The sequence below is a fragment of the Massilia sp. 9I genome, from assembly GCF_902506415.1.
In the GTDB taxonomy this organism is placed as follows: domain Bacteria; phylum Pseudomonadota; class Gammaproteobacteria; order Burkholderiales; family Burkholderiaceae_D; genus Telluria.
This window is the reverse complement of record NZ_LR733275.1, coordinates 843340-865910: the sequence shown is the minus strand read 5'-3', so window position 1 is coordinate 865910 and position 22571 is coordinate 843340. Positions and strand designations below refer to the sequence as shown.

The 22571-nt window shown below is 60.5% G+C and carries 22 protein-coding genes; 13 read left to right on the top strand and 9 right to left on the bottom strand.

Annotated elements, in window-relative coordinates; genetic code table 11:
* The first annotated feature begins 3 nt into the window (after window positions 1-3).
* From GV068_RS24895 to GV068_RS25395, 4 genes are read left to right on the top strand one after another with little or no spacing between them, the layout of a single operon-like run.
* Complete coding sequence (locus tag GV068_RS24895; RefSeq protein WP_201303240.1) at window positions 4-174, top strand: hypothetical protein; 171 nt, start codon at window positions 4-6, stop codon at window positions 172-174.
* Window positions 171-758, top strand: coding sequence for a cytochrome C oxidase subunit II (locus GV068_RS03955; protein WP_159696100.1), 588 nt, complete (start codon window positions 171-173; stop codon window positions 756-758). Before GV068_RS24895 ends, GV068_RS03955 begins: the two co-directional genes overlap by 4 nt.
* Complete coding sequence (locus GV068_RS03950; protein ID WP_159696099.1) at window positions 745-2364, top strand: cbb3-type cytochrome c oxidase subunit I; 1620 nt, start codon at window positions 745-747, stop codon at window positions 2362-2364. The genes GV068_RS03955 and GV068_RS03950 overlap by 14 nt, the downstream gene beginning before the upstream one ends.
* Window positions 2364-3170 carry a cytochrome c gene (locus GV068_RS25395; protein ID WP_159696098.1) on the top strand — a complete coding sequence of 269 codons (807 nt, stop codon included), beginning with the start codon at window positions 2364-2366 and terminating at the stop codon, window positions 3168-3170. Before GV068_RS03950 ends, GV068_RS25395 begins: the two co-directional genes overlap by 1 nt.
* 131 nt (window positions 3171-3301) lie before the next feature.
* Here the strand turns inward: GV068_RS25395 and GV068_RS03940 are convergent, their stop codons facing one another.
* From GV068_RS03940 to GV068_RS03930, 3 genes are all read right to left on the bottom strand, one after another.
* Window positions 3302-3577, bottom strand: coding sequence for a DUF1971 domain-containing protein (locus GV068_RS03940; RefSeq protein WP_159696097.1), 276 nt, complete (start codon window positions 3575-3577; stop codon window positions 3302-3304).
* Between the two features lie 616 nt (window positions 3578-4193).
* Window positions 4194-4715 (bottom strand): hypothetical protein, encoded by a 522-nt coding sequence (locus tag GV068_RS03935; protein WP_159696096.1) that lies wholly within the window; start codon window positions 4713-4715, stop codon window positions 4194-4196.
* Window positions 4716-5049: 334 nt separating this feature from the next.
* Window positions 5050-5436, bottom strand: coding sequence for a hypothetical protein (locus tag GV068_RS03930; RefSeq protein WP_159696095.1), 387 nt, complete (start codon window positions 5434-5436; stop codon window positions 5050-5052).
* Window positions 5437-5755: 319 nt separating this feature from the next.
* On the opposite strand from GV068_RS03930, the gene GV068_RS03925 reads away from it, so the two are divergent.
* Both GV068_RS03925 and GV068_RS03920 read left to right on the top strand, forming a co-directional pair.
* Entirely contained in the window at window positions 5756-5959 is a 204-nt protein-coding gene (locus GV068_RS03925; RefSeq protein ID WP_159696094.1) for an AlpA family transcriptional regulator, read from the top strand.
* Between the two features lie 211 nt (window positions 5960-6170).
* Window positions 6171-6899 (top strand): hypothetical protein, encoded by a 729-nt coding sequence (locus tag GV068_RS03920; RefSeq protein WP_229463674.1) that lies wholly within the window; start codon window positions 6171-6173, stop codon window positions 6897-6899.
* 83 nt (window positions 6900-6982) lie between these two features.
* Here GV068_RS03920 and GV068_RS03915 read toward each other — a convergent pair whose 3' ends face one another.
* Window positions 6983-7618, bottom strand: coding sequence for a hypothetical protein (locus GV068_RS03915; protein ID WP_229463666.1), 636 nt, complete (start codon window positions 7616-7618; stop codon window positions 6983-6985).
* Window positions 7619-8848: 1230 nt separating this feature from the next.
* Between GV068_RS03915 and GV068_RS03910 the strand changes: the two genes are divergently transcribed.
* Window positions 8849-9211, top strand: a complete 363-nt coding sequence (locus GV068_RS03910) for a hypothetical protein (RefSeq protein WP_159696093.1) — start codon at window positions 8849-8851, stop codon at window positions 9209-9211.
* Window positions 9212-9421: 210 nt separating this feature from the next.
* Complete coding sequence (locus GV068_RS24890) at window positions 9422-9781, top strand: hypothetical protein (RefSeq protein ID WP_201303239.1); 360 nt, start codon at window positions 9422-9424, stop codon at window positions 9779-9781.
* An 870-nt stretch (window positions 9782-10651) separates the two neighbouring features.
* Here the strand turns inward: GV068_RS24890 and GV068_RS03900 are convergent.
* Together GV068_RS03900 and GV068_RS03895 are read right to left on the bottom strand one after the other, a co-directional pair.
* Window positions 10652-11233 carry a PEP-CTERM sorting domain-containing protein gene (locus GV068_RS03900; RefSeq protein ID WP_159696092.1) on the bottom strand — a complete coding sequence of 194 codons (582 nt, stop codon included), beginning with the start codon at window positions 11231-11233 and terminating at the stop codon, window positions 10652-10654.
* Between the two features lie 769 nt (window positions 11234-12002).
* A complete protein-coding gene (locus GV068_RS03895) occupies window positions 12003-12629 on the bottom strand; it encodes a TMEM175 family protein (protein WP_159696091.1) in 627 nt (208 codons plus the stop codon).
* Window positions 12630-12868: 239 nt separating this feature from the next.
* On the opposite strand from GV068_RS03895, the gene GV068_RS03890 reads away from it, so the two are divergent.
* On the top strand, window positions 12869-14215 hold the full coding sequence (locus GV068_RS03890) for a hypothetical protein (RefSeq protein ID WP_159696090.1): 1347 nt from the start codon (window positions 12869-12871) through the stop codon (window positions 14213-14215).
* Window positions 14216-14222: 7 nt separating this feature from the next.
* Here the strand turns inward: GV068_RS03890 and GV068_RS03885 are convergent, their stop codons facing one another.
* Together GV068_RS03885 and GV068_RS03880 are read right to left on the bottom strand one after the other, a co-directional pair.
* The gene (locus GV068_RS03885; protein WP_159696089.1) at window positions 14223-16484 is read right to left on the bottom strand and encodes a TonB-dependent receptor; all 2262 of its coding nucleotides are present in this window, start codon (window positions 16482-16484) and stop codon (window positions 14223-14225) included.
* A gap of 89 nt (window positions 16485-16573) precedes the next feature.
* Window positions 16574-16963, bottom strand: coding sequence for a DUF2946 domain-containing protein (locus GV068_RS03880; RefSeq protein ID WP_159696088.1), 390 nt, complete (start codon window positions 16961-16963; stop codon window positions 16574-16576).
* A gap of 183 nt (window positions 16964-17146) precedes the next feature.
* On the opposite strand from GV068_RS03880, the gene GV068_RS03875 reads away from it, so the two are divergent.
* From GV068_RS03875 to GV068_RS03860, 4 genes are all read left to right on the top strand, one after another.
* Complete coding sequence (locus GV068_RS03875) at window positions 17147-18760, top strand: ABC-F family ATP-binding cassette domain-containing protein (protein ID WP_159696087.1); 1614 nt, start codon at window positions 17147-17149, stop codon at window positions 18758-18760.
* Window positions 18761-18790: 30 nt separating this feature from the next.
* Window positions 18791-19813: a lipopolysaccharide heptosyltransferase II gene (gene waaF / locus GV068_RS03870; RefSeq protein WP_159696086.1), complete on the top strand. Its 1023-nt coding sequence runs from the start codon at window positions 18791-18793 to the stop codon at window positions 19811-19813.
* A 22-nt stretch (window positions 19814-19835) separates the two neighbouring features.
* The gene (rfaD, locus tag GV068_RS03865) at window positions 19836-20837 is read left to right on the top strand and encodes an ADP-glyceromanno-heptose 6-epimerase (protein ID WP_159696085.1); all 1002 of its coding nucleotides are present in this window, start codon (window positions 19836-19838) and stop codon (window positions 20835-20837) included.
* A 130-nt stretch (window positions 20838-20967) separates the two neighbouring features.
* Window positions 20968-22113, top strand: a complete 1146-nt coding sequence (locus tag GV068_RS03860) for a sensor histidine kinase (RefSeq protein WP_159696084.1) — start codon at window positions 20968-20970, stop codon at window positions 22111-22113.
* A gap of 3 nt (window positions 22114-22116) precedes the next feature.
* Here GV068_RS03860 and GV068_RS03855 read toward each other — a convergent pair whose 3' ends face one another.
* The gene (locus tag GV068_RS03855; RefSeq protein WP_201303238.1) at window positions 22117-22515 is read right to left on the bottom strand and encodes a putative quinol monooxygenase; all 399 of its coding nucleotides are present in this window, start codon (window positions 22513-22515) and stop codon (window positions 22117-22119) included.
* Window positions 22516-22571 lie beyond the last annotated feature (56 nt).

Sequence of the window (22571 nt, the reverse complement as noted above, 5' to 3'; positions counted from 1 at the left end):
AACATGCACACGCCTGATGAAAATGATGACGAGCTCGGAAAGCGAATTGATGAGATTGTAAGCCGGGGTCCCTCCGGCGCATTCGCCGTGGCAGGGGTTGCAACCTTCCTTGTTGTGGCGATGTTTTTCCTCTTCTATTTTGTGGTCTATCTCCCGCGGGGCACCGTGCAATGACGTCACCTAATCATGTAGACCCAGCTGGCAACAGTCATCACGCATCTGAAGGTATTGCCAATGCCGCGGAGCGACGTTGGGCCATTATTGTTGTGCTAATCATTGGTTCCCTGGTTGCGATGATGGTCTTTACTGGAGTCCATTGGGCGTCCATGCCACCGTCGCGCGTGGAGACAGTTGACGTAAAGACTCTCCATTTAAAGGGTGAATTTGTCGAAAACAACCTAGGCACCATGATTGAAAAAGATGGCCGAGTTGTCGTGCGGCTCATCGCTCAGCAATACTCCTTCGCGCCCCAGTGTATTGTCGTCCCAGCTGGCGTATCCGTCACTTTTCGCGGCACGAGTACCGACGCAATCCACGGTTTCGTCGTCGGCAGGACCAACGCCAACACAATGTTGATTCCTGGTTTTGTATCGACTTTTACGACGTCGTTTCCGAAGACTGGCGAACAGTTGATGCCCTGTCACGAATATTGCGGTACCGGGCATGAAGCGATGTGGGCCAGGGTCCAGGTCATTCCTCCCGACGAGTTCTTTGCCAAAGCAAAAGCGGCAGAAAGGTTGAGCTGTGTACAACGCTAAGAAACTGGTTCTGGCGCACTTCTGGATAGCGTTTATCGCCTTTTTTGCCGCCATTCTGCTCGGCGAGTGGCAAATGTTCGTACGTAGCCCGCTGTCGCCATGGGTCAATAACCCCGAACATTATTATCGTTCAGTGACGGCTCACGGCACTGTGATGGGCTACGTACTCCCAACACTCGTTGCGATGGGATTCGGCTATGCAATCACCGAACTGGCCTTGAAGCGTCCTCTGAAAGGCTTGCGCTGGGCCTGGGCTGGCTTCTGGTTAGTTGTCGCCGGTACCTTGATGGCGGCCGCGACAACGGCAATCGGCAAATCCTCAGTGCTTTACACCTTTTACCCGCCAATGATTGGTAGCACTTTCTACTATCTCGGCGTGGTTTTGGTCGTCGTCGGCTCCTGGATATGGGTCGCGCTCATGTCCGTGAACCTGTACTCATGGAAGAAGGACAATCGCGGCGCAACGGTCCCGTTGGCCATGTACGGAAATGTCGCCGGCGCATACCTCTGGGCTTGGACTTCGGTTGGTGCAGCTGTAGAGATTCTGACGCTTATCCTGCCCGCTTCGATGGGGTTTACCGACACAATCAACGCTGGTCTGGCCCGTGTCTTCTTCTCCTGGACACTTCATGCGATTGTGTACTTCTGGCTCATGCCAGCGTACATCGCGTTCTATACGCTCTTTCCCCGCTCTATCGGTGGAAGGCTCTACAGTGACACTATGGGACGGGTTGCTTTCGCGCTCTTCCTGGTGTTCTCGATGCCAATTGGTATTCACCACCTGTTCGCTGACCCACAAGTCGGTGCCGGTTTCAAATTTGTGCACGCTGCGATGACCGCAATGGTTTCAATCCCAACTCTGTTGACCGTGTTCACTATCGTCGCGTCAGCTGAGGTTGTCGGCCGGCTGCGTGGCGGCAAGGGACCATTTGGCTGGGTAAAGTCGCTGCCGTGGGAAAATCCGATGATGCTTGCAGTGACCTTCGCTTTCATCATGCTGGGCTTTGGAGGTGCAGGTGGCCTCATCAACATGAGCTATCAGCTCAATGAGTCCATCCACAACACTCAATGGGTTACCGGCCACTTCCACCTGATTTTTGCAGGCGCTATCGTCATCATGTATTTCATGGTTGCGTACGAGCTGTGGCCCCAACTGCGTAACTCGGCTCCCTTGCCTGCCAAACTGGTCAAGACACAACTGTGGCTGTGGTTCGTAGGGATGATGATTCTGACGATGCCTTGGCACTTGGTCGGTCTGTTGGGAGCACCGCGCCGCATGGCCTATTACGATTATACGAATCCGGCCCTGCACTCGCAGGCGATAACGGTGACGATTTCCACATTCGGCGGACTACTCTTGGTCATCTCGGCTGCCATATTCCTGTACATCCTCGCTACCGCCAAGCGACAAACTGCGCCAGTGCCAAACTTTGCGTTTAGCAGAGCAGTACATCCAGATAGCAAGCCTCCTGCAGTTCTAAATGGATTGGGCCTTTGGGTTGGCATGATGATAGCGTTGACAGTCGTGAACTACGGCTATCCTATCGTACAGCTCGCACTAACCCCGGGAGCGGCAGTTCCTATTATTCCAATTGGAGAACGGTGATGCGGGAAAACGGTTTCTTCGCTCGGTCAAACAGGTGGACGTGGATAAGCGTCGTCGCGCTCGTTGTTCTGACAGCTGCTTCGATACTTATCGGCTTTGGACTACTGCCTTCAGCGCAGGCGGACTTCCGCACCCAGGGACTATGGGATAGCATCTGCCGCGCTGCCGGGGTTCCGAGTAAGTGGCTCGACTCCTCGGACCAGAAGTCGCCCGTGGTTTCGACCAGCGTTGTACTCGTACCAGAGATGGCGAAGCAGGCATCGTCAGCGTCAGTCGGGCGCGGTGCGACTCTCGCGTTGAACTGCACAATGTGCCACGGCGCACAAGGTATGAGCCGCTCCGATGCGCCTAATCTTGCTGGTCAATATCCTGAGGTGATTCGTAAGCAGCTTCTTGACTACAAGAGCGGGAACCGGGCAAACCCTATCATGGTGGCATTGGCAACAAGCCTGTCGGAAGAGAATATTATCGACCTGGCTGCGTATTATGCGACGCTTCCAAAGGCGCGTACGGCACCGACAACCTACGATGAATCGCTGCCTGCCCTCGTGCGCGTGGGCGACCCGATGCGAAATATCGCGCCATGCATCTCGTGTCATGGCGGCGTTGACCAAAAGCTCGGAGCGCCCTGGCTGGAAGGCATGCCAAAACAGTACCTCGTCGACCAACTACACGCGTTCAAAGAAGGACGTCGTCGGAACGACGGTCAACAGCAGATGCGAAACATGGCCAGACCGATGACCACAGAGGAAATCGATGCTGTCGCTACTTTCTACGCCAGGAAAGCTGCGCCCGCCGGTCATTAGTTACTGCTCATGCTCACAGTCTTAAGCGCTGTTGTGAACAACGACGCAAGCTTAGACTTACTCGAAGACGAGTGGGGAGGTAATTCCACTCCCCAATCCGATACCGTCACTGCAAACTGCAGGACGTCGTCTCAGCGGTAGAAATCGACGCGAAATCTTACAGGTTCGGACACATCCACGTGGTGCTTGACCTGTGGTTCGATAATGCCAGCGACGCCGACAGTCAACCTATGCTGCTCGGGTATCCCCTCTGAGATGTAGTATGTAAGCGCGCCTTCAAGCACATTGATTTTTGCCCATACCCCCGCAGCTGTCGTATGGTCTCGCTTCAATGCTAGAGGAACACTCGTTTCGTTAAACTCTGGAGTGCTTTTGTAGAACTCGACTGAATCAGGTAATGACTTCATGCTGAGCCTTCTATGTGAGGTTGCGTAACATTAATAAGATTATCATACGGCGGCGGCGTTGACCGCCAGGTCCGCAGTACAGATAGCGCCGCACGCTTATCCGTTTAGGCATTCCCCGCCGATTACAAAATAGCTATGCCGTTCGAAAGCTGCAGTAAAAACGTGTTTCTACCGATGGCAGCCTTCATCTTATAGGGGAATGACCGCCGCAGAGCTAGACGCCACGAGCAACGAACTTAACAAAAACATTTCCGGGCCAATCGCTGGCCGTCGAGCGTGTACTGGCAGCAACATGCAGTTCGGCACGCCTCATGACCCGAAAGTGGGAAGTGACTAGACGGCTTTCGAGAAAACCCAGAACGACCTTGCTGCTCACTGCTAGTTAAGCGGTCAGCACGGGCCATCGTATTCGAACAGCTAAGGTGCTAAGGATTTCGCGTGCGAACTTGGCGTCAGACGGCCCGCTCATAGCGTGGTGTAGTGCGGAGCCGGGAGAGCTCCTTGAGGGGGAGCTGGGCGACGCCGCACGGTCGGCGCAGGGCTGACTGTCGCGGCTACAGGGGGGGGCGCAGGATAGTCGGGGTGAGCAGGTGTGTTGCCAGAGCGGCAGCTCGTCCTAGTTGCGAACGGCGTCAGCCGCAACTACGCTCACCAAGATTGGCTGCTGGGTCGTAAGGTCACTCGTGACCAGTAGATGCCCATTTTTCGAGCCGCCTTCGGCGTCTACGGCATCTGTGGCGACTGTGGTTCCTTCGAGGTCAACTTTCATGTCGTACACATCGACTATCCAGTCGCTATCAAGCCAGTCGTCCCCCTTCAGAAACTCGACAAAACCGACGTTGTCGGTGTGCGTCATCCCGCCGTTGTGTCCGGTGTCGGCGCCGTAAAGCCGAATCCCATCGCAGCGTACGGTGGTAACGCTGAAATCGCCGCCTGCCCATCCAAGCTCTTCGTCTGGGCAGTTCGCCAGGGTAGCAAGAGCGGCCGCTTGCGGTGTGCGATACACGGAGAAGAATGCGCCCGGAGAATCTTGGTTCGGGGTCTTGCCGACGCACTGTTCGGCGATGTAATCGGCGCCTTCATCGCTGCGGGCGAAGGCAATGCTGCTGTCAAAATCGGTGTAAGTGAATTTGCTCATGTCGAAGTCTTTCAAGTTTGGGGATGAACGTATAGTGTCGTCGACTGCCCATGAATGAAGCGGCAGCAGTGAACGCCAAAGATTCAGCCCGTGTGTGCTTTGGGTTAGCCCTGGTCTGCTCACTTGAGGCGATGCAGTGAAGGTGATGGGCCAGGGCCCGGGACCTGAGCGACGCCGTCAGGTCCGATATAGGGGCGGCCGGCCCGACTGATTGGGGCGGTTGCATGGCACCGCTGGGCGCAGCTGCAATGCCGACGGGCGGCAACTCGTCCTGGTTGCGGGCGGCGTCAGCCGCAACTACGCTCATGGGGGGCGTTCATTGAACGCCCCGTTTTCATGCGGCCGGCGGCAACAGAATCAGACCATCGAGTTGGTCGAGAACGCGCTTGAGTTCTGGATAACGCTTCACGAGCTTGGCGGGATAGACCACCATGCCATGAACAGGCATGGGGTCGTCTAGGTCGGGGTGCATCGACCATATTCCTACTAGGATGAGTCTATTCTGGAGGTCGCTGAGGCGGCTCAGGAACTTCGAGTTTTCGTTCCGGAGCGGGTCCGCCAATTCGGCGAGCGTGGCCCCGATAGTTTGCTCCCCTAGCGGCAGGGCAAGAACCTTACGCGCCAGGAACTCCGTGGTCGGCACAGCGCGCTGGGTGTCTGCTGGCGGCGGCAGCTTGCGTTTACGGGAGGTGTTGGTTACGACCAGCTTAAGGTGAGACATACCGAGTTTTCCTTTCGTAATAGTTGACCTACATGGAGCGGGTTCCATGAGTCAAGACAAAGACCGCGAAGGCAGGAAAACTTGGCTGTTGCCAGCGCTATTCGCTTCGTTAGCTGGAAGCCGCCTTTAGGCGGTAAGCAACCGAAGCAACAAGTTCAATAAGCATAGCTGAAAAGTTTCCGTGTGACAACATAATTTTGCATGGAAAGTGGTCCGAGGTCACGGAACGCTCATAGGGCCTGCGCAAGCGAGGTTAGATACAGGTATGGCGACACTATACTTAAGGCAGTCATGTGATTGCATTCAGGTATTGCGCAACATGCAGCAGCTCTTCTCTCCCCAAACACTCGCCACATACCTCGGCCTGGCTCAGCAGACCATCTACAACCGCCATTCCGCAGGCGGCGACCTACCCAAGGCCATCAAGCTCGGCCACCTGCTTCGTTTCAGGCCCGACGACGTCGACGCTTGGCTGAACGCAAAACGTCGGACCACCGCCGCTGCGCATTCTTCGGTCGCATAAACACAGTCGCCCGCAGTTCTTGCACCCAAAGTAAAACGCCCCGGGGGAACCGGAGCGTTTTGCGCCAAAGACGCGTTTGTACTCTTACTGACACAAGAGTATAAGCGCGGAAGTTCTTCAAACCCGCCGCTCAGCACGCGGAGGACATATATTTTTGCAGTACAGAGGAAACAGCTAATCAGCTGAACGGCACACGCACGGAGTGTGCCAATTGCCTTTCAATTCGTTGTCAGCCGGTGACCAACCGACCGTCACCGCCGCATCTGTTGCCAGGTTCGCTGAACTTGTCAGAAAGACCGGAACAAGTGCGACATCATCCGGAAAACGGAAAAACGCAGGACGAAAAAAGCTCAACCGCATCATCAAAGAACAAATCCGATACGCCAAAGCCGCCAACCTTCGCGCTGTCGCCATGACGCTGACCTACGAAAACGCGACAGAATTTTCGTCAAAACACATCAGTGAATTCCTGGGACGACTGCGCCGGGCCTTGAAACGCATGGGCCAAAGCCTGCCGTACGCTTGGGTACTGGAGCGCGCCAGCCATTTGCACTATCACCTTCTGTTGTGGCTGCCGCGCGGCTACAAGCTCGACCTGGCCAAACTGTCGAAATGGTGGCCCTTCGGCAGCACGTGGGTGCAGAGCTGCCGCAGTGTCAAGGCTTGGGCGCGCTACATGGCTAAGTTCAACAGCATCGCTCAGCTGCCGAAAGGTGCCCGCCTGTACGGGCATGGTGGGCTGGACCAGGATGGAAAACTGGCAGTTTCCCGTGCAGCTTTGCCGCGCTGGCTGCTTGCATTGGTGCCCGTCGCACATCGTGTCCGCCGTTGCCCTGGTGGAGGCTGGGTAGACATCGCGACGGGAGAGATTCATTGCTCCCCGTACCGATGGACACCATGGGGCGCCGTCCTCAAGGCTTGGCCATCATGCTGCCATTAACCATCGAGCAGGTCCGGCTTGCGTCGCAATCCGGGAGCGGGTCGGTGCGTCCCAGGGTCGGTGCGCTTCAGGTTCCGGTCGAATCAGGACGGGGCCAGGGCTAGGCGGTCGCCGTGGCTCACCTTCTGAAGGAAAAATAGGTGGGGGAGCTGGCCGCCGTAACCGCGCCGCCGAGCTTCCTGGCACAGCGCCCAGGACTGCACCCGCACGCCACTGAACCCGGGTTGTCGGGCGATGCGCACGAGCGTTTCCTCCAGAGCCGTCAGGTGCTTGGCATTAGCTTGATGGGCCACCAGCGCATGCAGCTCGGCCATTTCCTCTCGCGGCCGTCGCCAGGTCCAGCTTGTCCGCCCTTGTGCGCTGTACCGAGCCAGCTCATAGCCCAACCAGCTCAGGCGGGGTTTCTCATCAACGAGGCGAAGCTTCTCGAACTCAAGCCCGGTTCCAACCGTCGCCAGCAGCATCCAGTGGACCTCGTCCGTGCCTTCCGGCCAGTACATCACGAAGATTGCGTTCGCAAGCCCTTTCGACTTGCGGGTCAGGCGCTGCGCAGGGGAGCACCCAATCCCGTACAGGGCGTGGAATTTGTTCGCCAGGGCCCAGGCCTTGGCCGAGTTGACCGTGCCAAAGGTGTACCGATGGTAGCCCTTCGGGACGCTGTCCAGGATACGGCTCAGCGCGGCTGTTTTGCTGCGTGCGATTGGAGTGGATGGTGGCATGAGAGTCCTTATCAAAGTTACACCTCCGTATAGTCAAAATCCGCGCGAACAAGATGTGATTGGGGTGGCGGGGATGAGACGTAATGATGTTCCGTGCGCCAGCACGGCAATCACGCTATACAGAGATGTGGAAACACGTGTTTGCAAGGGAATCTGCCCGGCAAAAGCCGGCATGGCTCGCGTGCACGGCAGTCTGCTCTATGCGCCTTCGCAAGAGGACGCACAGAGCAGACCGCCAGCTGCAAAACACACACATGTCGAAAGACACGCGAAGGGTTGCCACCCCTTCGCACACCGCCTTAGCTGCATGCCTCTTAACAGGGGCTGGTGCGGCTGAAACGGGCGCTAGGAGGCGACAGCCTCCTTTCGACCCAATCCGGGACCTGACACCAGGTCACGAGGTTGGGCGACACGGACACGGGCGGCGCGGCAACGCGCACAAACCCTGTTCACTACGAAGCGGTGCAAATCCGCACCGGGGGGCGTTCGGAACACGAACGGCGTTACCCGGGCTCGGCAGGTGGGCTGATGAGGTCGCAGAAATGCGACAGGGGCACGAGGGGAAACCTGGACTGCTCGGCACCACGCGGGAATGCGTGGGTCTCTGGATAGCTTAAGCCTGTACTTGGGGGTGTGAGTCCCCCATCTGAGTAAAGACCCTTGGATATGCGCCTACGGGCGTGATGAGTTGATGAAAGGTCGGGCTGGTAAGCCGATGCTCTGGAACATCGTAGGCCGAAAGTGGCGCAAGCCATGAAGCGTATGCGATGCCTGGACCTGGAGACTCCATATCTCAAAACGTGGGTTTGACGTTGTGGAATAACGTGGGAATCTCTGACGGCCACTTGACCGGGTTGGCACCTGGGACGGCGCAAGAGAGGGAGCGGCGGATAGTAGAGTTTGAGCGAACTTCGAGGCCTAATCAGCCGAGCGGAGAGTGAACCGGGAAACCGGTACTTGAAAACTGCCAGCGGTGGAAAATGTGTGTATTCCCTTCGGGGATGGGCTTGGCGGCCCGCTGTAGTGAAGTGCCGACCTCCCCGCTTGGCGGCGGGAGGCCGACTTCTGACCTTGGCCGGTCAGACAGTGAGAACAGGTAGCATCTCAAAGCAGTTTTTACCTCAAGACCGAGCGTCACGCTCGATGCTCGGTCTTATTTCGAAGGTTTCTGTGGACGAATCAGGTAGTGCGGCGGCAAGATGGTTATGAGCTTTATATCGCCAACTCTCGATGGGCGAGGTCCTATGCGGTCTGGCGCATATATTCCTGCTGATGGCTAGTGAGAATGCCAACAAGGCAGCCCTCAAGTCGGCTAAGGAATTCAGCCGTGCCGAGATGAACCAGTCGTCTGCGCTGTATCAGACTCCAACACGGGCCGTGCTGTATGCACTAATGGACTTGCAAGCTCAGAAGGACTTGGACGACGTGCTCAAGGGTTTGGAGCAAAACCTCAAGCCTGGAGCGTTTTACTCCTCGCGTGACGTGCTTGTCGCTATCGCAAGGTTCATCGGCAAGAAGGTTGATGTAATGAGACCGGATGAGGCCTCTGCAGCACGTGTGCTAGCCGACGGCATTGAGAATCAGCGGATGTAACGCGATGCAGGCAGACGATGTGAAGCGATTTCGATTTGCCTGTTCTGAGCGATGGTGGTTCTCAAGAAATTTTGATGGCCTAACGTGATGATTGGCCGGATGCGGTTATCTTCCCAAAACTATAGCCGGAAGGTCATCAACGCCGATTGGTGAAAAAGCACTCAGGGACAAGGCCTTGGTCGAATACATCTACAAAGCGAAAGCCAAGACATGAGTAGTATTCAGCGGTTTAGCTCACGCCGGCAGCGCCTGGACAAGGAGTTCTTGGCCATGCGCCTGGAGGGTGCCGTATCCTACCGGCGCATCGCTGGTTACTTCCGCAGTTCCATCTTTGAACTGGTGGGTGAGGAAATTTGCGACATTCCAGACGTCCGTATCGTCTGCAACAGCGAACTGGACATCGCAGATATTAAAGTGTCGCAGGCCGCTCGTGAGGCGGCACTTAAGGCCAGAATGCCTGTCTTCGGCCCGGCTCCCGAGCCTATTCGTAAAAGAACCATAGCTCGATGCGGCAGTGTGGTTGATGGTACTTCTAACAATCGAAGCTCGACCGCGATGTGGCGCCACTGAATGCCAACAAAGACCCGGGCGGCTTCCGCGCCGACCGGGTCTTGCTAGCGGCAGAGCCGCGCTGTTTGCACCTCGTTAGAGCTGGCTTCCAGTCGATGCTTCAGGTATGCGCAAGTTGCAGTCTTGCGCACGACCATTGGCATCAGAGGCGAGACTATGGCCGCGCGACCACAGTTTAGAGTGCCTAGGAACACCATCAACAACGTTTGCCACGTAACTGTATAGCAAAGCTGGGTGCCCATGTTATGCATGGATATATGCCTGGCTTCACGCTAGCTAACCCGGCAGCTAAGGCTGTGCCTATGGTGTCGTTTAGGCTCACGCCTTGTGACGCTCTGAAGGCGATGGCACGGGGCGACCGACGGCGCTCCTAGGCCTTCACCTGGCTGCCCGCTCCGCGGTTCAGTGGCGTGAAGAGTACGAAAAGGGGCGATGGTTTGAGTCCCAAACGCGGATTCGAACTGGGACAAGTCAGCTTAAGACATTGCCAAGCTTAGAGGACATACGCGGCGGCAACGCCGATTTCATGAATAGGCGTGGCTTACCTTCGCTAGATTCGCTGTGTTACACTGTCCTAGTTCTACACAGCAATACTACACATTGATGTGTAGAACTTTTAAAATGCCCAGTAAGGTAAGGGAATTTTGAGGGAGCGATTTGAATCCCCCTCTCTCCGCCAAGAATGCCAAAAAGCCCCTATGAAAGGGGCTTTTTCGTTTGTCCTACCCCCATTTCTACCCATAGGCAAAACAGCTGCTTTTTGACGCCTTGGGTTAGGGATTGCTGCCATTCGGCGATCTTTCCGGAATTCGCGACAGCACCTCGGCCCTTGGTGCTATCGCTCGCCTGAAAAAAGCCCGCTGTTTTAAGTCAGTGCGCTTTGTGTTTCGTTACCCGGCGTCGCGCAGCTAGTGCCCCGAAGGCGCCTAGGCTAAGCAGAGCAAAGTGCGCAGGCTCCGGCACTTGGCGGAAGTATCCTGTTGCTCCCTCGCAGTATCCGTTGGGCTCTGAGTAGCAGGGCGCCGCCATATCCCAATCAGTATTGTTGATGCGCCAGAGAAGAGGGGCACCAGGAATGCCCGAACTCGTATGCACTCGAGCCATCCAATCCTGGGCGCGAATTGAGCCAACCGCAAAGAAATTATTATTTGTAAATTGAAGGTCGATGTACAGATAACTAATTGGCGTTGACATCCACAAAGTCGGTGACGCGCCCAGCATTTGGTATGAGAACGAGACAAGCCCAGTATTTGGGATCACGGTTTCCCCTGGATTGACCGCTAGACTAAAAGATCCACTCCGCACTACAGACTCTGCAATCTCAATTTGCATGTAGATCGGGCCAACCGGCATCTTGTTTTCTACCTCTACCCATCTATAAATGACCCCAGCGTGAGTAATGTTCGACGCGAGCATTAAGCTGGCTGCTACGATGATCGATTGTAGTTTCATTGGAAGCTCCGTGTTTTGGTGCTTCATTAACAGCAATTTTCATGCCCGTGACGTAAGTTGTTGGTTTTCTTGGCGCTCCTGGGAGACACTCGGTCTGTCCTTGAAATAACCGTAAAAGTGCTCGACACTATTTCATGCGCTTCGAATAGACTTGTCGATGGCGATCGCGGTCTCTGCACGAAGGATGGGCTTTGAATCCGCGCTCACCGTCCAGTGAGCGCACTCCTTGACTAGCCCATCGTTCCTCCTGACGCGCCTCACCCCACCCTATTTTTCTTACATCAGACGAGTTCGCGCTAGTAGCCCATCCTTCAGGGGCATCTGTCTTTGAAGTGCCATATGTTGCGCGTTTCCATCCTGATGCGAATAGAGAGTCGGAAGAGAAGAGTGCCGCCAGGCGGTGCCTGTCCACCTGTATTAGCGGAACGGCGGATGATAGCGATGGGGCTACGTCCGGCTATCGAGCCTGACGAGGTGCTTGTCGGCCGTATTAGCACCAATCCCAAGGTCGTTCGGAGCCCCGATGGCTGACGCCGCGCTACGTGAGAGCTTCAACCCTACGGCCTCGAAAAACTTTGGCAGCACGTCCTGGAGCCTCAAAGCGCGCTCCGTTGACTCTATGGGAACGCGGAAAGGTAGTTCTGCTTTTCGCCATTCCATATACAACCAACTCGTTTGTGCCGCTCTCACCTCGAGGTGAAAAGGCTTCCCAGTTAGGCTCCCATCGAGCTGACTTAGATTGCTGACGTATTTTTTTGAAAAATAGGGCTTAGCGCGATCGATGACGAATTCCTGCATACACAAGTAATCCGCCGCACACGAAACAGATTAAAGCCAGACTTAGTCCAACAATCAGGGCCGCTGGTGTACAGCTGAATAGGAAGATCGCCAGCGAGTACAAATTGCGGCGATGGGTCGTCATCGCCTCTTGGGGCGTTACCTCATCCAGGATCAGGCCGCGGCGCATGGCCAGGTAGAAGTAGAGCAGCTGCAGCGCCAGGATCAGCCCCACCAGCGGCAGATACACCAGCAGACACACCACATTCCCATAGATCATGTAGCGCCCAAACACTGCGGCCGCAAACGGGAAGAAGCAAACCAGCGCCAGGAAGGTGAGGGTGCAGAACAGCAGCGCCCCATCGATGCGCTTGATCTTGTCCTTTAGCCCGTGGTGCCAGACCCAGAACATCCCGAGCAGCGCAAAGCTGACGAAGTAGGCGATCACTAACGGCAAGCTGGCGCCCACCGCGTCAAGCAACTCACGCGCACTGCTCGGATTCTTCAGCTCCGGTACCTTGACCTCGAGAACCAAAACCGTGAGCGCCACGGCAAAGATGCCGTCGATGAGGGGATCAAGCCGATGGCTGGAGAGGTTGAATGGACCGCCTTTGCGCATGGGACACCTTGCCGCTATTCGAAGAATTATGTTGATCTATATTAACACTTCGATATGACTAATACTCACTGCTCTGCATTAACCTCCGATAAATCCTCTTACCTGTCGGATGTTAGCCACCAGCTCGTGCACGCAATGTAAATATCCGGTGACTCAGCCATAAGTTAGTGCTAAATTGCTACTTTGCTAGCAAAATAATAATTTACTGAAGCGTTACTTTTCTGAGGGGGAGAGCGACGATGGATGACACGACGTTCGAGCAGATGAAGCAGGCGAAGGAGTACTTCCACGCCACCGCCATGACCATTCCCGGCGTGCACGGCACCAGCATCGGTGTGAAGCGCGTCAACGGCAAGCCCACCAACAGGTTAGCGATCTGCGTCCACCTGACGCGCAAGCGACCGCTGGCTACTATCCCGGCAGATGAACAGATCCCGCTCGAGGTCGACGGCTTCGCGATCGACGTGATCGAGCACGCGCCCATCATCCGCTGCGACGCCCAGTCGGAACGGCGCGCCATGTACGAGGACAACAGCAAATACCGCCCGCTCGTGGGCGGCACCAAGCTGAGTAGCGGTTATTCCTTCGGCACCCTCGGCTGCATCGTCAGGAAGCCGGACGGCAGCTGCCACGCGCTGTCCGCGGCCCACGTGCTCGGCGAAATCGGCAGCACGGTCTACCAGCCGTCCAAGGTGAAGTGCGACGAGATCGGTTCCACCAGCGAGGTGCAGGAGTGCTCGCAGATGGATGCCGCGATCGCGAGCCTCGACTATTACTACGACGCCGGCCTGGCCTACATCCGCGAGATCGGCGCCATCAGCGGCACCCACGACATCGGCCGCAACGACCTGCCATACCCGATCGCCAAGCGCGGCGCCTCCACCGGCCTGACCCACGGCAGCGTGATGGCGATCCACTACAGCGGCCTCGCGGCCAACCTCGAGCAGTTCCAAGACATGCTGTTCATCGATGGCCGCGGCGACGAATTCGTCGACCACGGCGACTCCGGCTCCGCCATCGTCCACCGCATCGACGAAGATCACAACCTGGTCACCGGCCTGTTGTGGGGCAAGGCGCCGGACGCGAACCGGATCGGCGTCGCCACGCCGATCGAGCGCATCACCGATGCATTCGGCGTGAGCGTACTCACAGCGAGCGATCCGGTGCGTCCGCAAAGCGAAACCCTGCTGGGCCGCTTCGAAGCCTTCCTGAGCAGCACCGAGCGCGGCAAGGCGTACTGGGACGCGTATGCGCACAACCGCATCTATTTCCGCCACATCTTCCATCACGTGCCGCGGCTAGCGGCAATGTGGCGCAAGATGCCGGTGCCGGAGATGATCGAGGCACTGCGCGAAGCGATGCTCGATCCGGACACCGTCATCCCAATCAAGCTCGGCGCCCACGACACCGAGGAGGTGATGTGGGACCTGTACGAAGCGCTCGGGAAGTTCCTGCAGGCGAACCACCAGCGCCAGCTGCAGCAGCAGGCGGCGTCCTTCTGCCGCCTGGTGTGCGGGAACATCGGCAACAGCTGGCGCAACGCCCTGCACGGGATCCCAATCCCGGAACTCAGCACCGAGTCCTGAACTTCACTCAGAGATCGTAGCGCGCCTCCAGCACCCAGGTGCGCTGCGAGTAGGGGTGGAAGTTCCAGTACTGGTAGTTGTTCAGGTTATCCACACCGACGGCGAGGCTCCACTGCTTCGCCGGCTTCCAGCTCACGCGCGCATCCACCGTGAAGTACTTGCTGGCGCCCTGGTAGGCGAAGCCGTTCGGGTCCGAGTTATCCAGCGTCGAGAACTGCCTGCCGGAGTAGCGCGCCGCCAGCGTGTAAGCCAGTTGGTCGCTGGCGCGGTAGGTCGCCACCCCGGTGGCGCGCCAGCGCGGGATGCGCGGCTGCCACTTGCCGACGCTGGCCGGGAACTTGTCGTTGCGCGTGATTTCCGAATCAGTCCAGGTTGCGCTCGATTGCAGGTCGAGGCCTGTCAGCACGACGTCGCCGGCGTTGTAGGCCAGCTCCAGTCCCTTGGTTTCGATCCGCCCGACGTTCTGCACATTGGTCACGTTCGGCGTCACCAGCACGTTGGTCTGCGAGTACAGCGCATCGCTGGTGCGTTCGCCGAAGGCGGTCAGGCGCAGCAGGCCCTTGTCGAGCGTGCGCTCGGCGCTCAGCTCTCCCGTCCACGAACGCTCCGGCTGCAGGTTCGGGTCGTTGTTGATCAGCGTGCCGCTGCCGCTGATGCCACCCTGGTACAGCTCCGATACGGTCGGCATGCGCACCGCGCGGCCGGCCGAGGCCTTCAGCACCCAGTTTGGGACCACCTGCCAGGCCAGGGCCGCTTTCGGCGAGACCCAGGTGCCGGAGCGCTCGCCATGCACGACGGTGGTCGCAGCGTTCGACGTGCGGCCCTCGTGTGCGCGCCAGTGTTCCAGGCGCAGGCCCAGCACAGTCTTCCAGCCCGGTGCGAAGCGCCAGGTGTCCTGGACCCACAGCGCCTGGGTCTCGGTGCGGCCCGAGAAAGCCTGATTGCGGCCAGCAGGCGCGCCGCCCAGCCAGTCGGCGGTGGCGTTCTCGATGCTGGCCAGTTTGTAGGCTTCGCGCTGGTAGCCGAACTCCGCGACGTGCGCAGCTTCCGGACGCCAGATGCCCTTGGCCGCCACCGTGTTCCAGCCGGTGCCCGCCATGTTGACGATCCGGCCCGCGCCGCCATTCAGTGCGGCGGGGAGGGCGGTGGTCGGCGCCCGCAGCTTGTCTTCGTCGTAGTCGTACAGGCTGGCGGCGAGCTCCCAGTCGAACACGCCCCTGCTGTGGCTTTTCACGGACAGGCCGTGCATCAGGTGGCGCAGTTCCTCGTTGGAGGCGTTGAAATCGGTGGCGCCCAGCGTGTAGCCCTTGCCGTCGATGTCGATGCGGCCGCTGTACACGGGAAGGCCCGTGCCGTCCTGCAGGTAAGAAGTGGGACGGCCTTCCGAATCGTTCTGCCACAGCCCGAGCGTGTAGCTGGCACGTATCGTCGGCGTGATGTCGTAGGCGATCTTGGCCTTCAGGTGGTCCTGCACGGTGCGGTACTGTGTGCCGGCGCCGAGCAGGTACCAGTCGCGGTTCGTGCGGTCCCTACCGAGGACGGCGCCGGTGACCGGTACGCCGCCGGGCGCCGCACCGGCGCTCAGGTAACGGGTGGGGAAGGTCAGCGGCTGCCCTTCGTTGTCGCTGCGGTTGACGTCGATGAACCAGGACCAGCGTCCGTGCCGGTTGCCGAGCGAGGCGCTGGCCTGCTTGCCCTGGTAGCGCTCGTGGGTGCCGTACAGCTCGAACGGCTGGTGGGTAAAGCCGAACTTGGCGTGGGCTTCGAATTTGTTCGGCATGCGCGTGACGTAGTCGACCACGGCGCCGACCGAGTTGCCACCGTAGGCCGCCGAGAAGGGGCCGTACAGCACCTCCACGCGTTCGATCTCCTCGGGCGTGACCATGCCCCAGCGCGGCGCGAAGCTGGCGCCGTTGCCGAGGTAGTTCGAGAGCAGGATGCCGTCCGCGTACACCATCGAGCGCGCGCTGTTGCCGGTGCCGGAGGCGCGCGTCGACAGCACGGCGTGGTTGTAGTCGCCGATGTAGCGCTTGCGCACCAGGAGGCTGGGCAGGTACTTGAGCGCGTCTTCCGAGTCCGTGGCATTGATGCTGCGTTCGATCTCCGCGCGGGTGATGCCTTCGATGGTGGTCGGGATCTGGGTCGGCAGCGAGGTGGGGCGGTTGCCGGTGATGGTGACGGTGCCCAGCTGTTTGACGGGACCATCTTGTCCCTGCGCCAGCGCAGCCTGTGAGGCGGCGGCCAGCAGGGTGAGTGCAAGCTTCTTCATTCCGTTTCCTTGGCGCGTGACGGCACAGCGTGGCGGGTCACGCGCGATAGCGAATGTTCCGGCGCGAACGCCGGGACCTTGTGAAGCGGTTACGAGAAGCTGGCGGGCGGCGCGCGCGACTGCGCGGGCGTCCAGGCGAACTGCGGGGAATGGGACTGGTAGAACAGCGGCGGATAGCTGTCGCGCGCACCGGCCATCGTCAAGGGCAGCACCGGAGGCGTGGGCAGCATCACGGGCGCATGGTGCGAGCAGCACAGGTCGCAGTGCGCCATGCCCGGCATCGCGCCGGCCTTGCGCTCGGCGCTGTCGTCTGCCATCGGCATCATCACGATCCCCATCGCGGTACAGACCTGGCCAGGGGGCATTGCGCGCTGCGGCGCAGAGAAGGCGTGCGACAGCGCAGGCGCGAACAGGCCGAACACGAAGGCCGCGAGGGCGATCCATGCGCGTACGAGCTGCGTTGTCGATGAGCGGGACATGGCGGCATTATAACGAGCAGCTCCGGAAGGCGCGCTCGCGTGCCCATCAGCAATTTGCTATCATGTCCACCTATTCATTCTGGAGGGTTCGTCCAATGCGCCATTGATGCCGCCGTCTTTCCGACGGCCTGTACTCCCATCTTCCCGCGACAGCAGGGAGCAACCGGCATCCATGGAGGTCATATGACGCATCCTTATCTTGCGCTCGACAGCGCATCCTTTACTCTTCCCGACGGCAGCACCCTGTTGTCCGGTCTCAGCGAACAATTCGACACGCGCCACACCGGGCTGGTGGGCCGCAATGGCTTGGGCAAGAGCGTGCTCGCGCGCCTGCTCGCGGGCGAACTTGCGCCGACGTCGGGCCGCTGCATCCGCTCAGGAAGGGTCCACTACCTGTCGCAGCAGGTGGACGGCCCCCAGGCATCGACGGCCGCCGCGCTGGCCGGCGTCGACGATGTCCTTGCCGCCCTGGCGCGCATCGACGGCGGCAGCGTCGACCCGGCCGACTTCGAGCTGGTGGGCGAGCGCTGGGACCTGCCGGCACGCTTCAGGCACGCGCTGGACGCGGCCGGTCTGGCGCAGCTCGACGCCGCCACACCCGCCAGTCGCCTGAGCGGTGGCGAAGCGATGCGGGTAGCGCTGCTGGGCGCCATGCTGTCCGATGCCGATTTCCTGATCCTCGACGAGCCCACCAACCACCTCGACGCGCCGAGCCGCGCAGCGCTGGCGACCGAGCTGCGCGGCTGGAAGCGGGGACTTCTCGTCATCAGCCACGACCGCGCCCTCTTGGCGCAGATGGAGCGCATCGTCGAGCTGTCGGCGCAGGGCCTGCGCAGCTATGGCGGCAACTACGCCTTCTACCAGCAGGCGCGCGAGGCCGAAGAGGCCAGCAGCCTGCGCGAGTTCGAGCATGCGCGCCAATCTTTGCAGCGTGAGGAACGCGCCATGCGCGAGCAGCGCGAACGCCAGCAGCGGCGCCAGGCCCAGGGTACACGAGAGGGCAAGACCGCCAACCAGGCGAAAATCCTGCTGGGCCGGCAGAAGGAACGCAGCGAGAACAGCACCGGGCGCCTGCGCCAGCAGCACGAGGAAGCGCGCGCCGGGCGCCTGGAGCAGGTGCGCGCCGCGGCGGCAAAGCTGCGCGACGACAGCGCCGTGCGCGTCCACGTTGCTCAAGTCAGCGCCGCCGCGCCGCGCCGCGTGCTGGAGCTGATTGACGTCGAGCTGCCATTTGCCGCGCCGGCACTGCGCCGGCTCAGCCTGAGCGTCGGCGGCCAGCAGCGCATTGGCATTACGGGACCGAACGGCAGCGGCAAGTCGACGCTGCTGAAGGTGATGGCGGGAGAGTTGGCGCCGGTGAGCGGTCAGCTGCGGCGCGACCCGGCCTGCGCCTGGCTCGACCAGCGCCTCGGCCTGCTGGACCCGGCGCGCGGCACCATCGACCAGCTGCTCGACCTGAACCGCAGTACGCCGCAAGACCGCCTGCGTACCTACCTGGCCCAGGTAGGACTCGACGCCTGCAAGGTGGCGCAGCCGAGCGGCCAGCTGAGCGGCGGCGAGCGGCTCAAGGCGGCATTGGCTTGCGCCCTGTACGCCGATCCGCCGCCGCGCCTGCTCCTGCTGGACGAGCCGGGCAACCACCTCGACCTGGCCTCGCTCGCGGCGCTGGAAGCGATGCTGAACGGGTATGCCGGTGCGCTGGTGGTGGTGTCGCACGACGAGGTCTTCCTGGAGCGCATCGGGCTGACCCACCGGCTGGAGGCGACGGCCGCCGGCTGGCGGCAGCGATTGTTATAATCGCGGATCACATTGCAGGAACGAAGGACCATGTTGCGCACGCTTGTCATTTCACCCAACTGGATCGGCGACGCCGTCATGGCGCAGCCGCTGCTGCGCCGCCTGAAGGAGCAGCATCCCGAGCGCCCGATCGACGTGGTGGCGCCCGGCTGGGTCGCGCCCGTGTGGCGCGCCATGCGCGAGGTCGACACCGTCCTCGAATCGCCTTTCAAGCACGGTTCGCTCCAGTGGAAGGAGCGCAAGGCTTTTGCGAAGATGCTCAAGGCGCGCGGCTATGCCGACTCCTACGTGCTGCCGAACACGCTCAAGTTCGCCCTGATCCCCTGGCTGGCCGGCATTCCGCGCCGCGTCGGCTACAAGGGCGAGATGCGCTATGGCCTGGTCAACGTGATGCACCACGACGACAAGGCGGCGCCGCGCCCGATGGCGCAGTTCTACGCCGCGCTGGCGGACGAACCGGTGCGACACCTAGGGCGTCCCGATAAACTCCCCGAGCCCGAGATGGTGGTGGCGTCCGAGGACGTCAATGCCGCCGTCGCGCGTCTCGGCCTGCCGGCGGGGACCTATGTCGCTTTTGCCCCCGGCGCCGAGTTCGGCCCGGCCAAGCGCTGGCCGTCGAGCTACTTCGCGGAGCTGGCGCAAACCATCCGCGCGAATCGCCCGGATGCGCAGATCCTGCTGCTCGGCTCCCCCAAGGACCGCGCGGTCTGCGACGAGATCACGGCCATCGTGCCGCAGGCGCACAACCTGGCCGGTTCGACCTCGCTGAGCGAAGCGATCGCGCTGATCTCGCGCGCCGCGGTGGTGGTCACGAACGACTCGGGCCTGATGCACATCGGCGCCGCGCTGCGCCGTCCGGTGGTGGCGATCTTCGGCCCGACCGACCCGCGCCACACGCCGCCGCTATCGGAACTGGCGAAGGTGCTGTGGCTGCACATCGAGTGCTCGCCCTGCCAGCAGCGTGAGTGCCCGTTGGGCCACCAGAACTGCATGAAACAGATACTGCCGACCGATGTCTGGCAACCGCTGCAGCCGATATTGGCCGCAGTCTGAACGAATAGAGAAGAGGTCGAAAATGATACTGGTTACTGGCGCAGCAGGCTTCATCGGAGCCAACCTGGTGCACGCACTCTCGAGCCGCAAACCCTTCAGCGTGTTCGCGGTCGATAACATGTCGCGTCCGGAGAAGTTCCTCAACATCGTCGACGCTGAAGTGGCCGACTACCTGGACAAGGAAGACTTCATCGTGCGCCTGAAGGCCGGTGAATTCGACGGCAAGTTCAGCGCCGTGCTGCACCAGGGCGCCTGCTCCAACACCATGGAGACCGACGGCCGCTACATGATGAAGAATAACTACGAATACACGATCGCGCTGTTCGAGTTCTGCCAGCGCGAGCGGATTCCCTTCATCTACGCCTCCTCGGCCGCGGTGTACGGCGGCGGCACCGTGTTCAAGGAAGAGCGCCAGCACGAGCGGCCGCTGAACGTCTACGGCTATTCGAAATTCCTGTTCGACCAGTACCTGCGCCGCTACTGGCAGCAGCACGGCATGCACAAGGGCAGCCAGGTGGTCGGCCTGCGCTACTTCAACGTGTACGGCCCGCTGGAAGGGCACAAGGGCAGCATGGCCTCGGTGCCCTTCCACCAGTTCCACCAGTTCCAGAAAGAGGGCAAGGTCAAGCTGTTCGGCGCCAACGACGGTTATGAGGCCGGCACCCAGATGCGCGACTTCATCTACGTCGAAGACGTGATCAAGGTGAACCTGTTCTTCCTCGATCACCCGGAGCAGCGCGGCATTTTCAACCTCGGCACTGGCCGCGCCCAGCCATTCAACGACCTGGCCGTCGCTACCGTCAACGCGCTGGCCAACGAAGGCAAGCCGGCGCTCACCCTCGAACAGATCGTCGACAAGGGCCTGCTCGAATACCTGCCGTTCCCGGATAAGCTCAAGGGCAAGTACCAGAGCTTCACCCAGGCTGACATCCAGGCCCTGCGCGCGGCAGGTTATACCGAGCCCTTTACCGACGTGGCCACCGGCGTCGCCAAGTACATGGATTACCTGAAGACGGGCCGCTGATCCATTTATAAGCTTTTCCGATACATCGGGCTCACCTAGAAGGTAAGCTGATGAATCGTATTCACGCGCCGCCACGGGAAGCCGTCGTGTAGACTGAAATCAGCTTCTACTTTGACAACGCGACCGTGGCATGAGCGCAAACCTGACCGGACACCTGTCGCCGGACGATCCAGAGCTTTCCCCTGTTACCCGCGCCATGGTCGCCCTGCGCGGGGCGATCGTGGACGCCTGGATGCAGGAGGTGCGCGGCACCGTGCCGCAGGCGAAGGATCTGCCGCTGCCCATCCTCGAGAACACGCTGCCGGCCTATTTCGACACCCTGGCCGCGCTGCTCACGCCCGGCTATTCGGCGCGCGTGGTCACCGACCTCGGTGCGGTGGCCAGCGAACATGGCGGCGAGCGCGCCCGTCTGACGCCCTACGACGCCACCGCCCTGATCCACGAACTGCAGATCTTCCGCGAAGTGCTGCTGCGCGAGCTGGCGCAGCAGGGCGTGCAGCTGGAAGAGGGCCAGCGCGCCACTCTGGTGGCCCACATCGACGCCACCATCCGCGAAAGCGCGAATGCCTTCACGGTCGTGCAGGCCGCGCTGCGCGAGCAGTTCGTGGCCTCGATGGCGCACGACCTGCGCACGCCGCTGTCCACCGCCCAGATGGCGGCCGAGATGATCAACCGCACCTCGAACGACGACACTATCCGCCGCTTCGCCGGGAAGATCGTGGCCAGCACCCAGCGCATCGATGGCATGACGCGCGAATTGCTGGACCGCATCGCCTTCTGCAAGACCGGCCAGGTCGCGCTGCGCATCGAGCGCTTCGACATGGCGGCGCTGGTGCGCGACGTGGTGCAGTCGGCCGAGGCCTTCCACACCATCGAGCCGGAACTGGGGGAGGATCCGGTCGAGGGCTGGTGGTGCGGCGAAGCGGTGCGGCGCGCGATCGAAAACCTGGTTAACAACGCGATCAAGTACGGTTCGCGCGAGGTGCCGATCAAGGTGACCTTGTCGACCACGACCGAGCGGGTGCAAGTGATGGTGCATAACCAGGGCGCGCCGATCGCGCCGGAAGACAGCGAGAGCATCTTCCAGCTCTACCGCCGCGCCGGCAGCCGGGGACCGGGCGAGGGCTGGGGCGTGGGTTTGCCCTACGTGCGCCGGGTGGCCGAGGCGCATGGCGGCAGCGTGCTGATGTCCAGCTCCAGCGAGGACGGCACTGCATTCGTCATCGATATCCCGATGGACGCGCGGCCGTTCGCCAATGCCCCCAGCGCGGCCTGAAGATCAGGCGCTGCGCTTGGACATGGTGCGGTGGCCGCCCACCGGCTCGGTTTCGAAGCGTTCGCCGAAGCCGGCGATCAGCGGACGGCCCTTGGCGATCGCCGCCTGCACCGCCGGCAGCGCGAGCGAGGCCTTGTGGCTGGCTTGGCTGTCCCAGGTCTCGGTGATCCAGATCGCGTCCGCGTCCTTCAGGTCCTTGGCGATGTCGTAGCCCAGGCAGCCCGGCATGCCACCGGTGCCCTCCAGCAGGATGGCGATGAGGGCGTCGCGCTGGCCCGGCTGGGCGCGCATTTTTCCGATCAAACCGTACATGGGCGTGGCTTCCTTCTGTTCAGGCGCGGCCTGGCTGGCCAGGGGCAGGGCGGCCAGGGCGGCAACAGCGGTGCGGCGGGTGATCGTCATGGCTTTTCCCTGGAGGTGAAACGGCCAGTATAGGCTGGCCGGCACCGAACGTGCAA